Origin of the sequence: Streptomyces sp. NPDC006872, assembly GCF_040635845.1 — a bacterium.
Taxonomy (GTDB): Bacteria; Actinomycetota; Actinomycetes; order Streptomycetales; family Streptomycetaceae; genus Streptomyces.
In genome coordinates this window covers 108,779-121,967 of sequence record NZ_JBEYIL010000013.1, presented here as the reverse complement: position 1 = coordinate 121,967, position 13,189 = coordinate 108,779, and the positions used below count along the sequence as shown (strand labels likewise).

Annotated in this window: 12 protein-coding genes; 5 read left to right on the top strand and 7 right to left on the bottom strand. The window is 70.8% G+C overall.

Going from position 1 to position 13,189, the window contains the following annotated elements:
* Nucleotides 1-2: 2 nt before the first annotated feature.
* Together ABZ725_RS33910 and ABZ725_RS33905 are read right to left on the bottom strand one after the other, a co-directional pair.
* On the bottom strand, nucleotides 3-1,700 hold the full coding sequence (locus ABZ725_RS33910; RefSeq protein WP_358806310.1) for an AMP-binding protein: 1,698 nt from the start codon (nucleotides 1,698-1,700) through the stop codon (nucleotides 3-5).
* A complete protein-coding gene (locus tag ABZ725_RS33905; protein ID WP_351914232.1) occupies nucleotides 1,697-2,461 on the bottom strand; it encodes an SDR family oxidoreductase in 765 nt (254 codons plus the stop codon). The genes ABZ725_RS33910 and ABZ725_RS33905 overlap by 4 nt, the downstream gene beginning before the upstream one ends.
* Before the next feature lie 255 nt (nucleotides 2,462-2,716).
* Between ABZ725_RS33905 and ABZ725_RS33900 the strand changes: the two genes are divergently transcribed.
* Nucleotides 2,717-4,036 carry a serine-threonine protein kinase gene (locus tag ABZ725_RS33900; RefSeq protein ID WP_358806309.1) on the top strand — a complete coding sequence of 440 codons (1,320 nt, stop codon included), beginning with the start codon at nucleotides 2,717-2,719 and terminating at the stop codon, nucleotides 4,034-4,036.
* Nucleotides 4,037-4,066: 30 nt separating this feature from the next.
* Here the strand turns inward: ABZ725_RS33900 and ABZ725_RS33895 are convergent, their stop codons facing one another.
* Complete coding sequence (locus ABZ725_RS33895; RefSeq protein WP_358806308.1) at nucleotides 4,067-6,853, bottom strand: penicillin acylase family protein; 2,787 nt, start codon at nucleotides 6,851-6,853, stop codon at nucleotides 4,067-4,069.
* A gap of 211 nt (nucleotides 6,854-7,064) precedes the next feature.
* Here ABZ725_RS33895 and ABZ725_RS33890 point away from each other — a divergent pair, with 211 nt between their 5' ends.
* Both ABZ725_RS33890 and ABZ725_RS33885 read left to right on the top strand, forming a co-directional pair.
* Nucleotides 7,065-7,667 carry a hypothetical protein gene (locus tag ABZ725_RS33890; RefSeq protein ID WP_351914237.1) on the top strand — a complete coding sequence of 201 codons (603 nt, stop codon included), beginning with the start codon at nucleotides 7,065-7,067 and terminating at the stop codon, nucleotides 7,665-7,667.
* Nucleotides 7,668-8,021: 354 nt separating this feature from the next.
* Nucleotides 8,022-9,089 (top strand): RNA ligase (ATP), encoded by a 1,068-nt coding sequence (locus tag ABZ725_RS33885; protein ID WP_358806307.1) that lies wholly within the window; start codon nucleotides 8,022-8,024, stop codon nucleotides 9,087-9,089.
* A gap of 66 nt (nucleotides 9,090-9,155) precedes the next feature.
* Here the strand turns inward: ABZ725_RS33885 and soxR are convergent, their stop codons facing one another.
* The gene (gene soxR, locus ABZ725_RS33880) at nucleotides 9,156-9,623 is read right to left on the bottom strand and encodes a redox-sensitive transcriptional activator SoxR (protein WP_358806306.1); all 468 of its coding nucleotides are present in this window, start codon (nucleotides 9,621-9,623) and stop codon (nucleotides 9,156-9,158) included.
* Between the two features lie 132 nt (nucleotides 9,624-9,755).
* Between soxR and ABZ725_RS33875 the strand changes: the two genes are divergently transcribed.
* Entirely contained in the window at nucleotides 9,756-10,217 is a 462-nt protein-coding gene (locus tag ABZ725_RS33875; protein WP_351914242.1) for a MaoC family dehydratase, read from the top strand.
* Between the two features lie 31 nt (nucleotides 10,218-10,248).
* Here the strand turns inward: ABZ725_RS33875 and ABZ725_RS33870 are convergent, their stop codons facing one another.
* The 3 genes from ABZ725_RS33870 to ABZ725_RS33860 form a co-directional block, all read right to left on the bottom strand.
* Complete coding sequence (locus ABZ725_RS33870; RefSeq protein ID WP_358806305.1) at nucleotides 10,249-10,875, bottom strand: TetR/AcrR family transcriptional regulator; 627 nt, start codon at nucleotides 10,873-10,875, stop codon at nucleotides 10,249-10,251.
* A gap of 125 nt (nucleotides 10,876-11,000) precedes the next feature.
* The gene (locus ABZ725_RS33865; protein ID WP_351914245.1) at nucleotides 11,001-11,243 is read right to left on the bottom strand and encodes a YiaA/YiaB family inner membrane protein; all 243 of its coding nucleotides are present in this window, start codon (nucleotides 11,241-11,243) and stop codon (nucleotides 11,001-11,003) included.
* A 59-nt stretch (nucleotides 11,244-11,302) separates the two neighbouring features.
* The gene (locus ABZ725_RS33860; protein WP_358806304.1) at nucleotides 11,303-12,454 is read right to left on the bottom strand and encodes an acyl-CoA dehydrogenase family protein; all 1,152 of its coding nucleotides are present in this window, start codon (nucleotides 12,452-12,454) and stop codon (nucleotides 11,303-11,305) included.
* 93 nt (nucleotides 12,455-12,547) lie between these two features.
* On the opposite strand from ABZ725_RS33860, the gene ABZ725_RS33855 reads away from it, so the two are divergent.
* Nucleotides 12,548-13,180: a TetR/AcrR family transcriptional regulator gene (locus ABZ725_RS33855; RefSeq protein WP_358806303.1), complete on the top strand. Its 633-nt coding sequence runs from the start codon at nucleotides 12,548-12,550 to the stop codon at nucleotides 13,178-13,180.
* Nucleotides 13,181-13,189 lie beyond the last annotated feature (9 nt).

Sequence of the window (13,189 nt, the reverse complement as noted above, 5' to 3'; positions counted from 1 at the left end):
CTCTACCGGCTGTCGTGCGCGTGGGAACGCAGTTCCCGACGGAGGATCTTCCCACTCGCCGTCTTGGGCAGGTCGGGCAGGATCTCCACCTGACGCGGATACTTGTAGGCCGCCAGTCTGTCCTTGCAGTAGGCGGCGAGCGTATCGGCATCCGCGTCGGCGCCGGGGCGCAGGCTGATGTACGCCTTGACGGTCTCCCCGCGATAGCCGTCCGGCACCCCGACCACGGCCGCCTCGCGCACCGCCGGGTGGGTGTACAGCACGTCCTCGACCTCGCGCGGCCACACCTTGAACCCGGACGCGTTGATCATGTCCTTCTTGCGGTCGACGACGTACAGCCAGCCGCGCTCGTCCATGAACCCGATGTCGCCGGTGCGCAGCTCCCCGCCGGGGAAGGTCTCGGCGGTGGCCTCGGGCCGCCGCCAGTACCCGGGCACGACCTGCGGCCCCCGGACGACGATCTCGCCCTGCTCGCCGAAGGGCACCTCCGCGCCCTGGTCGTCGACGATCCGCACGACCGTGTCGGGGCCGGGCACGCCGACCGCGAGGGTCCCGGAGGCCGGGTCGACCGGCGCCTCGAGCTGCGGCGGGACGGAGGCGCAGGGGGCGGTGCACTCGGTGAGCCCGTAGCCGTTGCGGATGTACGGCCCGAAGCCGGCCCGGAACTTCTCCACCAGGGCTGGCGGCACCGGTGCGCCGCCGGAGGAGATGTTCACGAAGGAGGAGAAGTGGTCGGGGGTGACGTCCGGGTGGGCGGCCAGCGCCATGAAGGCGGTGGACGGGCCGACCGTGTAGTGCGGCCGGTGTTCGGCGAACGCCTCCAGCACGACGCCCGCCTCGAAGCGGTACGTCAGCACGAGCGTGCCCGCGCTGTTCAGACAGGCGCCGAGCTGGCAGACCATGCCGGTGATGTGGAACAGGGGCGCGAGGGCGTAGTAGACGGGCGCCTCGGGCAGATGCAGCCCGGTGCGCTGCCGCTCGGCGTTGAACATGATGTTGCCGTGCGTGTTGGTGGCCCCCTTGGGGGCTCCGCTCGTGCCCGAGGTGTAGCTGATCAGGGCGATGTCGTCGGGGGCGGACTCGCGGCCCTCGGGCGCCTTGTGCCCGGCCCGGGCGACGGCGGTGAGGTCGTCGGCGTCGGACGCCTGCTCAAGCCGTTCGAAGCCCAGCACGCGCGCGTCGCCCCGGGTCTGGAAGTCCAGCTCGCAGCCGGTGAGCACGATCCGCACCGGAGAGTCGGCGGCCGTGTCGCGCAGATACGACTCCCAGGCCCGGTCGGAGCAGATCAGCGCCGCGACCTCGCCGTCCCGCAGCACATGGGCGACCTCCCCCGACTTGTACATCGGGTTGACGGGGACGACCGTCGCGCCCGCCTTCCAGGCGCCGAGCAGGGCGACCACGAAGAGCGGGGAGTTCTGCAGCAGCACGGCGACCCGGTCGCCGGGCTCCAGGCCGCGGGCGGCGAGGTGGCCGGCGACGGAGTCGCTCAGCTCGTCCACCTCGCGGTAGCCGAGCCGCCCGTCGAAGTAGGCGAGACAGGTGCGGTCGGGGGCCTCGGCGACGGACCTGCGGAAGGCGTGCACGAGGGAGTCGGCCGGGTCGATCGGGGCGCGCTGGGCGTCGTCGAGAAGGTCCAGCCAGGGCTTGGCCGCGTAGCGGGAGGCAGGCGCGGGGTCGGGCGTGAGGTCGGGCGTGCTCATTCGGCGGCCTCCCACTTCTGCTGGAGGTGGTTCATGTTGGTCAGCCAGCGGTCGGGGTCGCCCGCGCGCACCTGGTAGTACCCGGCGACCTCGGGGTGCGGCAGGATCAGGAAGCGGTCCTCGGCGATGCCCTTGAACAGGGCGTCCGCCACGTCCTGCGGGTCGATCGCGGTCGGCTTGAGCACCAGGTCGCCCGCGCTGCCGGTGGCGTCCAGCATGTCGGTGCGCACGCCCTGGGGACAGATCGCGTGGACCTTGATCCCCCGGTGCCGGTAGGTCAGCGACAGCCACTCGGCGAAGGCGTACGCGCCGTGCTTGGTGACGCTGTAGGGCGCGGCGCCGATCATCGTCAGCAGCCCGGCCGCGGAGACCGTGGAGACGAACCGGCCCCGGCCGCGCTCCAGCCAGTCCGGCAGCAGCGCGTGCGCCGCGCGGACATGGGCCATGACGTTGACGTCCCAGGCCTGCGCCCAGACGGCCTCCCCGGCCGCCTCCGAGCCGCCCGAGGCGACTCCGGCGTTGGCGCAGTACACGTCGACCGCGCCGCCGAGCGCCTCCCGGGCCGCCTCGACGATCGCCGAGGCGTCGCCCGGAACCGCGATGCCGCCGATCTCGTCGGCGACCGCCCGCGCCCGGTCCGCGTCCAGGTCGTTGACGACGACCCGGGCCCCCTCGGCGGCGAAGCGGCGGGCCAGCGCGGCCCCGATGCCGCCCCCCGCTCCGGTCACGACCACTCCGGCATCCTGCACGGCTTCCACCATCGGTCTCCTTCGACGCGACTGCGGCACGAATCGGCTCCGACGCCAGACTAACCGGTCGGTATGTCTGACGAAAGGGAGATGGAGCCACGGCGACACCTTAAGGCGGCGCACCGCACGCGCGGAGTCGACCGCGTTCCCGCGTGCGCTGCAGGATTGTCTTTTGTACGGATGAGCCGTGACGTATGGCCAATTACGCCCGTTGGCAGGACGATGCGCGCACTTGGCGCACCGCTTCGGGGGACGAGGGGGCCTGTCATGGCGGATCCGGCGATGAGTGTGACTCCCTACTGGGAACTGACCTTCGACGCCGACGGGGACGTCGACGGCGCGCGGCGGAACCGGCTGCTGACCGAGGTGAAGCGGCGCGGCGTCCAGGATCTGATCGTCTTCTCGCACGGCTGGAACAGCGACCGCTCCGGCGCGACCCGCCTCTACAGCCGCTTCTTCGCCCCGATCCCCGGTCTGGTCCCGGCGGCGAAGATCGGTTACGTCGGCGTCGTGTGGCCGTCGATGCGGTTCTCGGACGAGCCGATCCCCGACTTCCCGCGGTCCGTGGCGGCCGACCTGGCGCACCGCCCGGCACTGGACGAGGACACTCGGCACGCCCTCCTGGAGACGTTCCCGGGCCGGGCCACGGTGGTCGACCAGATCGGGCGGATGCTGGAGCAGCGGCCGCCCGAGGAGGCCGAGCTGGAGGAGTTCGGGCGGCTGGTGCGGCTGCTCGTGGACGTGGTGCCGCCGGGGCCGCAGGCGCTGTTCGCGGCGGACACGCTGGCGGAAGGGGTGCCGCAGGACGAGCCGGAGATGTTCACCGGCTCGACGGCGGCGGCCTGCGAGGAGTTCGCACGCGCCCTGGCCGGACTCGAATCCCCTTCGGGCGTCCAGGAGTTCAGCCTTCCCAATCCGTGGGACGGGGCACACGAGTTGCTGCGGCAGGCGACCTACTACGCGATGAAGCGGCGCGCGGGGACGGTCGGCGAACGGGGACTCGGCCCGTTCATCGGCCGGCTGGCGGCGGTGGCGCCCGGCGTCCGGGTGCATCTGGTGGGGCACAGCTTCGGCGGGCGGCTGGTGTCGTTCGCGCTGCGCGGACTGCCCGAGGGCGTGCGCACCGTGAAGTCGGTGACGCTGCTCCAAGGGGCCTTCTCGCACTACGCGTTCTCCGCGCGGCTGCCGCACGACACGCGCGCGGGGGGCGTGCTGCAGGGGCAGCAGAACCGTATCGACGGCCCTCTGGTGTGCTGCTACTCCTCCTTCGACCAGGCGCTGACCACGATGTACCCACTGGCCTCCCGGATGGCGGGCGACGCACAGGGGATGGCCGAGGAGTTCGGCGTCGGGAGCGTGCTGGGCGCCAAGTGGGGTGCGATGGGGCACGACGGGGTGCAGGCGGTGCCGGGTACGCGAGCGTGCACGCTCGCCGAGGCGCTGGCCGGACGGCTGCCGGCCGCGGGCTGTGTGAACGTCGACGCGTCCGCGGTGGTCCGCCGCGGTGGGGCGCCGGCCGGGGCGCACAGTGACATCGTGCACCCCGAGCTGGCGCGGGTGGTGCTGGCGGCGGGCCGCATCCGCTGAGGACACGGCCCGCCGCCGTCCTTCACGGGCTCACCGGTGCGAGGTGAACTCCACCACCTGCTGGAAGGTGGGCCGGTTCTGCCAGCTGATGTTGCCGTGCTTGATGCCGCCCAGAGTGCGCTGGACGATCGAGTCGGCGCACCACTGGTTGCCGGCCGCGCACAGGTCGTCGCCCGGGTAGACCTGGGCCGCGGTCAGGCCGGCCGCCGTCTTCAGGGTGCTGATGAGGACGTCCCGGCAGCCGGTGACGGTGCCGCCGCCGCAGTACTTCTGCGGCAGCCCGCCCTGTACCGACTCGCCGAGCACGGCCCGGATGTCCTTGTCGACGTAGCTCCACCAGCCGTACTGGAAGGAGCTTCCGGCGTGCGCCCCGGTCGGACCGTGGGCCGCGGACGGGGCCTCGTCGATGGGCAGGTTGGCGGTGAACGCGGTGTACAGGGCGGTGCCGAGGCCGGGTTCGAACTCGGCCTTGACCAGCAGCGGCCACCAGGCGTCCAGGATGCGGATCGCGTCGGCGTTGGCGTAGGTCTTCGAGCCCGCCGTGGTCTCCGTGCGCTTGCCGCCCGCCGTGAGCCAGGTCTGGAGTTTGGTCACGGCCGCGGCCGCGGTGGTGTCCGTGACCGTGGAGCTGTTGATCACCTTCAGCAGGTCCGGCAGGACGTCCTCGGCGCGCAGGTCCGCGAGCGCCGCGTCCGCCATCGCCTTCGTCAAGGACGCGCGTGTGACGCCGCCGGCCGCGACCAGCTTCTTCACCCGGTCCTCGAGCAGGTTGCCGCGGTGCACCGACCCGTCGCCCCAGGAGGCCGTCGAGTAGTCCAGGGCCTGTTTGTTGTTCCAGGAGATGTAGTAGTCCTGGTCGATGGAGTTGGGGTGCGCCGAGGCCGGCGTGTACTCGGCCGTGTTGGTGGCCGGCACCCAGTTCTTCCACTCGTACGCCGCCTGCGCCCACACCGGGAACTCGGCGTCGACGCCGCTCGCGCGCACCGGGTTGTCGCCGCTGTTGTAGTACGCGGTGTGGGTGGAGTCGGCGTAGAACCAGTTGAAGGTGTAGTTGATGTGCTGCACCGCGCTCTGGAAGGTCTGCGGGCTCTTGACGTAGTCCGGGTCGTTCAGCATCTGGAAGCCGATGATCGAGTCGGCCTCGTGCATGAACGAGGAGCGCAGGGTGGTGTAGGCGACCTTCTTGCCGCCCACGGTCGCCCGGTACTCCACGGGACCGTACTTGGTGCGGTAGACGCGCATCGTGTACGAGCCCACGGCCGTGTCGTCCGCGGTGGTCGGCTTCCAGGCGTTCTTCTGCTCCACCACGTCCATGGCCGTGCAGACGCCGCGGTACAGGTAGTGGAAGTCGTCCTGGCACAGCTCGACCGCGTAGGTGTCGATGATGTCCTGGCCGGAGGTCGTGGCGCTCCACGAGTAGTCCTGGCCGCGGCCGAGTTCGACGTACATGCTCAGCCCCGCGAAGGAGGCGCCGCGGGCGCTGATGCCCGGGCCCTGGATCTCCTGGAGCATGAGCAGCTGCGGGGCGAAGTAGCCGGTCTGCGGTCCGAAGACGGCGATCGGATGTCCGCTGGCCGTGGCACTGCCGCTCACCACAAGGGCGTTGGACATGCCGCGCTTGGCCGAGCTCAGGGCGGTCGCGGTCGCCGTGGCGGAGGCGGCGCTCGCGCTCGCGTCGCCGCCGGTGCCCGTCGCGTCGTAGATCAGCGGCTCCGTGGTCACCGAGCCGGCGTCGGGCAGCGCCGCGCCCTGCGGGCTCGCGGGCTTGGCGGCGTACGGGAAGCTCTCGCCGTCGTGGACGGTGAGGACGGCCTCGGGGTCGTTGCGTTCGCGGAACGCCTCCCAGACCTGGGTGCCCTGCGTGACGCCGTATTTCTCCTGTGCGGCGAGCAGTGAGACGGCGTTGTTGACCTCGCCTCCGCCGCCGGAGCCGAAGAGCGCGCCGATGACCGAGGCCAGCGCCACCAGGTCGGTGATCTTGAAGTGGTCGATGGTGCCGGCGTTGGTGATTGAGTCCTTGTGTCCGGTCAGGACGTATTCACCGGGGAAGTAGCGGCCGCTGTCGGAGGCGTCGATATAGGCGTTGACGCCGGCCAGATAGGCGTTGGCGTCGGCGAGTGCCTGTTGGCCGCGGGTGCCGTTGTTCGCGACGGCGTTGTCGATCTGGGCCTGGAGGTCTGCCTCGGTGTACGGAGCGTTGCGCCAGAACTGCTGTTCAAGACCCTGGTTGGACGGGTCGCCGCCGGCGAACGTGGTGACCTGGCCGCGGCCGACATGGCGGAAGACGTCCATCAGCCACAGCCGGTCCTGGGCGGCCGCATATCCGGCGCCGAACTCCGTGCCGTATCTGGTGGTACCGGTGATGTGCGGGACGCCCGTCTTCTTGTCCCGGACGATCGTCACGTCCGTACGGCCGGCGGGACTGAGAGTGGAGGCGACTTGATCGGCGGAGACTCCGAACGACGCGTCGTTGAAGAACGTGTTGATCGTGGCGTTGGTGAGCGTGGAGTAGCCCTTGGCCAGGTTGGCGTAGGGGCCCAGCTGGTCCTCGGCGTGCTCGGGCTGGGTGCCGAAAGCCTGGTTGAGGAGGATCTGGGCGAGGGTCGCGTTGCCGTTCTCGCCGGGCGGCAGGATGTCGGAGCACTGTCCGCCGCAGTAGTCGTTCGCGGCCGTGACCTCGGCGGCGACCGCCGCTTGGGAAAGCGGCGACAAAAGTCCGGCAATCAGCGCGCATACGGAGGCGGTCTTCAGGAACCCGGGGAATCTGCCGGGAGTTCTCAGTCTGTCGAGAGTTGTTCGGGGGGTTCGCCGTGGCATCGGCTGCTCCTAGCGACAGGGGGGTCGGCGGAAGGTTACCGGCGGTATCCCCGGGTTTGAAGATGAACATGCGTCAAGTTTTCGGCAGGGGGAGGTCATCGGAAAATCGGATGGAGCCGAATCGCATGTCGATACGTCTATTCGACGACGTCCGTACGACGACGCCGAAGTGACCGAAGTACAGGTGCAGATGTGACGGAGGTGCAAGGCGATGGCGGGTTTCCGAAGTCTGGCAAGACAGGTGCGAGACCCTCGGTGCGATCTGGCGCTGCGGCGGTATTCGCTGCGTAAGTGCCTCGAGCGGTTCGCCCCCTACGGGCACAGGGCGACCTGGGACCACCTCTGCTCACGCGCCGGGTTCGGTCCGGAGGACCGCTCCCCCGACCCAGCGCGGCTCGTGGCCGCGCTGGACGAGCTGGAGGAGGCGCGGGCGGTGTGGCTGGCCTATGAGGTCGAGTTCGCCGAGCGCCGCAGGAAGGAGAAGCACGGCGGGTTGCGCAGGCCCGGCAGTGTGGACGACTGGCACCGGCTGACCTGGGGCGGCTTCGGCGTCGCCTGGTGCGACGACCCGCGACTTCACCCCCGTGAGTCGCTGGCCGAGGTACTGCGCAGGCTGATCTCCGCGCTGAAGCGGGAACCGGGCTCGGGCTGCCCGGTGTGCGGCGGCGAGCGGCTCCCGTGGAAGTACGAGCTGGATCACGAACCGTCGGCGGGTCCGGTCTGCGCGGACTGCGGAATCCTCGTACCGCGCCCCGTACTCACCCCCGAAGCCCTGGCCTACGCCAGGCGCGGGCGGCTGCTGGTGTCGGCCTGAGGCCCTGACACCGGCCCTGTCTCTGCCCAAGGTCGGCCCACGGCCGGCCTGAGAGTACGACGGGGGTGCGCCGGGGATGCCGCACCCCCTGTTCCACCGAGACGTTCACCCTGACGTGCACCGAGCCGCTCAGCCGACCCGGCGGGTGCTGAGCCGACGGTGCCGATCCGACGGGTGCGGACCCGACGGGCGCCGACCCGGCAGGTCCGGAACAGGCCGTGTCCGACGGTCGGTTGGCGTGGACGGGGACGGTAGCAGGGGTTAATCGGGTCGCTCCATCCGTTTCCCGGCGGGCACAGTCGGGGGGATGAAACCCGGCCGAGGAAGCCGTACCCGGTCCTGAAGGAGCCCCTGATGTCGACGCTGCGCGTCACCGCCGAAGTGCTGACCATCCACGAACACCCCAACGCGGACGCCCTCGAACTGGCCCAGGTCGGCCTGTATCGGGCCGTCGTCGCGAAGGGCGCCTACCGAACCGGCGAGGCCGCCCTCTACATCCCCGAGCAGTCGGTGCTCCCCACCGGGCTGGTCGAGGAGCTGGGGCTGACCGGGCGGCTGGCGGGCAGCAGGTCGGACCGGGTGAAGGCGGTGCGGCTGCGGGGCGAGCTGTCACAGGGGATCGTGTGCCGCCCGAAGGCACTGGCGGACGTCGACCTGGCGCTCGCCGCGGCCGAGGGCGCCGACTTCGCGGAGCGGCTCGGCATCGTCAAGTGGGTGCCGCCGATCCCGCCGACCATGAGCGGCGAGGTCGAGGCGGCCCTGGATCTGCTGCCGTGGGTCGACATCGAGAACATCCAGCGCTACCCCGACATCTTCGAACCCGGCGAGCCGGTGGTCCTGACCGAGAAACTGCACGGCACGGCGTGCCTGCTGACGTACGTCGCGGACGAGGAGCGGGTGTACGTCTCCTCGAAGGGCTTCGGCGCGAAGTCCCTCGCCCTGGCGGAGGACCCTCGCAACCTGTACTGGCGTGCCGTGCGGGGCCACCGGGTCGCCGAGGCGGCGGCCGGGCTCGCCGAGCGACTGGGCGCCCGTCGGATCGGGATCTTCGGCGAGGTGTACGGAGCGGGCGTGCAGGACCTGACGTACGGCGCGGACGGGCGACGCGACACCCTTGGATACGCGGTGTTCGACGTGTCCGCGGAGATCGACGGGACGCTGCGCTGGCTGGATGCGGCGGAGCTGCTGGAGGGCCGACTGCCCCTCGTCCCCCGCCTGTTCGAGGGGCCGTACGACAGCGGCCGGGTCCTGGAGATCGCGACCGGCCGCGAGACGGTGTCCGGACGTGAGCTGCATCTGCGCGAGGGCGTGGTGATCCGGCCGGCCGTCGAGCGGTACAGCCCGGTGACGGGAGGACGGGCGATCGCCAAGGCGGTGAGCGGGGCGTATCTGACCCGGAAGGGCGGCACGGAGTACGAGTAGTCCGTCACCGCCCCCGAGCAGCCCTCGCCACCCCCGAGCAGTCCTTCACCGCCTTCGAGCAGCCCCTCACCGTCCCCGCTTGCGCTCCACCAGCAGTCGTGAGCCCGAGGCCCGTTCGCCGAAGACGTCGTCCGGGTTGGAGAGGACGCAGGTGGCGAGGGACAGACAGCCGCAGCCAATGCAGTCGGTGAGGTGGTCGCGGAGCCGGTTGAGCTGCTTGATGCGTTCGTCCAGCTCCGCACGCCACGCCTCCGAGAGGCGGGCCCAGTCCTCGCGGGTCGGGGTCCGCTCCTCGGGGAGCTCGGCGAGCGCCTCCCGGATGGTGGCCAGGGGGATGCCGACCCGTTGTGCCGCCCGGACGAAGGCGACGCGGCGCAGTGCGTCGCGGTGGTAGCGGCGCTGGTTGCCCGCCGTGCGACGGCTGCTGATCAGGCCCTTGGACTCGTAGAAGTGCAGGGCGGAGACGGCGGCGCCGCTGCGCGCGGCGAGCTGGCCGACCGTGAGCTCGTGGATCTTCTCGGGAATCTGCGGCACCCCTCGAACCCTACCCACCGCCGCGGACCCCGAGTCCGTTGACATCGACCCGACGGCCGACCATGCTAAGCAGTTGCTTAGACCTAAGACCTGGTGACCCGGGCAGTGAGTGACGCGAGAGGGCCGACAGACATGGCAGAGCCGAGGATCTTCACGTCCGCCGACGACCTGAAGGCGGCGGTGGGCGAGCAGTTGGGGTACACCGACTGGCTGGACGTCGACCAGAAGCGGATCGATCTCTTCGCGGAGGCCACCGGCGACCACCAGTGGATCCACGTCGACCCGGAGAAGGCCGCCGCCGGCCCCTTCGGCACGACCATCGCGCACGGCTACCTCACCCTGTCCCTGCTGCCGCTCTTCGGCCCCCAGCTGATCAAGGTCGAGAACGTCAAGATGGGCGTCAACTACGGGACGAACAAGGTCCGCTTCCCCTCCCCCGTGCCCGTCGGCTCGCGGCTGCGCGCCACCGCGAAGATCACCGGCGTCGAGGACGTCACCGGCGGCGTCCAGGTCAGCGTCGCCTTCACGGTGGAGCGCGAGGGCGGGGACAAGCCGGTGTGCGTGGCGGAGTCGGTGTCCCGGTACTACCTGTAAGTACCGGGACCACCTGTACTACCTGTAGGCGCTACTTCGCCGCGCCCACCATCCGCAGCACGAGGTCGGCGTACAGCGCGCCGACCTCGTCGGGCGTGCGGGGGCCTTCGACGTTGAACCAGCGGGCCACGTCGATGCAGAGGGACAGCACGGCGAGGGTCGTGCCGCGTACGTCCGGCACGTCGAACTCGCCGCTCGCCACGCCCTCCTCGATGATCCCGCGCACCTCGGCGTCGACCTGCCGGCGCAGGTCGAGGATCTCGGCGCGGGCCTCGGGGCCGAGCGCGTCCAGCTCGTACTGGACCACCCGCGCGGTGGTGCGCCGCCCGGCGTGCCAGCGCACGAAGGAGCTCACCGCCTCCGCGAGACGCCGGGTGGCGTCGCCGTCGCCGGCGGCCGCCGTGCGCAGGATGTCCAGCGCGCGGTCGTGGCCGATCCGGCTGATGCGGTGGAGCAGCTCTTCCTTGGTCTTGTAGTGGATGTAGAGGGCGGCCGGACTCATCCCCGCGCGGCCCGCGATGTCCCGGGTCGTCGTCGCGTGGTAGCCGCGCTCGGCGAAGGCCTCCACGGCGGCGACGAGCAGCCGCCGGGCCGCGTCAGGGGTGACCTCTTCCCACGGCTCGGTCTCGCCGCCGGTCGTCTCCGCCGCCGTAGTCATCGCTCGTTCGCCCCTCTCGGTACAGGAGCTCCACCATACCGCCGAAGCTGAGCGCCCGCTTAGAGTGCCCGCTCAGAGCTTTTCCGTCTGCTCAGAGCTTCCGTCCACTCAGAGCTTCCGTCCGCTCAGAGCTTCTCGAAGGGGCTGTAGGTCCGGGCCGCCGCGTCCTGCTTGTCCCTGATCACCTTGGCGAGGGTGAAGGCGGACGTCACGAGGTAGAGGACGGCGATCGCGAGGAAGCCGCGCACCCAGGCGTCGGCGTTCAGCTTGAAGATGCCGATGGCGGTCGCCGCCATCGCCACGGCGAAGGACGCGACCGCCTGGCCGTAGAAGGCGGCGGTGTTCTGCTTGACCGGTGTGTCACTCATGGGAGAAGCCTCGCCGGACGAGGCCCCCCGTCACATCCGTCGAGCTACTCAGAAGGTACTCAGAACGCCGAAACCCCGGTCAGCGCCCGCCCGATGACCAGCTTCTGGATCTGGCTCGTGCCCTCGTAGAGGGTCATCACACGGGCGTCGCGCAGGAGTTTGCCCGCCGGGTACTCGTCGATGTAGCCGTAGCCGCCGAAGACCTGGAGGGCGTTGTTGGCGGCGCGGACGGCGGCCTCCGAGGCGAAGAGCTTGGCCTTGGAGGACTCGATGGCGAAGGGCAGACCCCGGTCGATCAGGTCGGCCACCCGCCAGGTCAGCAGCCTCGCCGCGTCGACGTCGACCGCGATGTCGCTGATCAGCTCCTGGACGAGCTGGTGGTGGGCGATGCTCCGGCCGAACTGCTCGCGCTCGCCCGCGTACCGCACCGCCGCGTCCAGGGCGGCCTGCGCGATGCCGACGCACCCCGCCGCGACCGACATCCGCCCCTTGGCCAGCGCCGACATCGCGACCGAGAAGCCCTTGCCCTCCGGGGCGAGCAGCGCGGAGGCGGGCACCCGGACGTCGTCCAGGACCAGTTCCGCGGTCGTCTGGCCGCGCAGGCCGAGCTTGCCGTGGATGGTGCGGCGGGTCAGGCCGGGTGTGTCGGTCGGCACGAGGAAGGCGGAGACGCCCTTGTGGCCGGGGGCGTCGGTCGAGCGGGCGAAGAGCAGGACGACGTCGGCCCAGGCGCCGTTCGTGATGAACGTCTTGGCGCCGTTGACGACATACGAGTCGCCGTCGCGGACCGCGCGGGTCGTCAGGTTGCCCGCGTCCGAGCCGGTGCCGGGTTCGGTCAGGCCGAAGCAGCCGACGGCCTCGCCGGACGTCAGCCCCGGCAGCCAGCGCCGCTTCTGCTCCTCGCTCCCCCAGGCGGCGATCGTCTTGGCGACCAGCCCGAGCGAGACGGACACGATCCCGCGCACGGAGGAGTCCCCGCGGCCGAGTTCCTCCGTGACCAGGCAGTAGGCGAGATGGTCGCCGCCCGAGCCGCCGTACTCCTCGTCGACGGTCAGCCCGAGGAAGCCGACCTCGCCGAGCTTCTTGACGATGGACCGGTCCACCTCCTCGGCCCGGTCCCAGGCGACGACGTGCGGGGCGATCTCGCGCTCCACGAAGTCCCTGGCGAGCCGCTGGACGGCCGCCTGCTCCTCACTGAGCCCCAGATTCATGAATGCCCGCACCCTCGGATCAGCCGGATCAGCTGGATCGACGCCATAAATTAGCACTGCTAGTTTCTGTTCCGCAGCCCTACTATGTGCGCCATGGCCCGACCGCGCAAGCCCCTCCTGAGCACCGACCGGATCGTCGAGACCGCACGGGCGCTCGTGGACGCGGAAGGCCTGGCAGCCGTCTCCACGCGCCGGCTCGCCGCCGAGCTCGGGGTGAGCGGGCCCTCGCTCTACAACCACTTCCGCACCAAGGACGAGATCCTGGAGGCCGTCGCCGACTCGGTGAGCGCCCAGGTCGATCTGTCGATGTTCGAGGACGGCCGGGAGTGGCGGACCGCGCTGCACGACTGGGCCGCCTCCTACCGGGCCGCCCTGCGCGACCACCCGAACATCGTCCCGGTACTCGCCCAGGGCCCCGGCCGCCGCCCCGCCGGACTGCGCCTCGCCGACGCGGTGTACGGGGCGATGGTCCGCGCCGGCTGGCCGCCCTCGCAGGCCACCTCCATCGGCGCGCTGATGCGCTACTTCATCATGGGCTCCGCGCTCGGCTCCTTCGCCGGCGGCTTCGTCGACGACGTGAGCGCGTACGACCCCGCCGACTACCCGCACCTCGGCCAGGCCCACCTCCTGGCCGAGCAGCAGGAGAAGATCGACGAGCGCGCGTTCGAAACCGGCCTGACGGCCCTGCTGGACGGGCTGGCCCAACAGTTCGAACAACTCGGCTGACACGGTTCG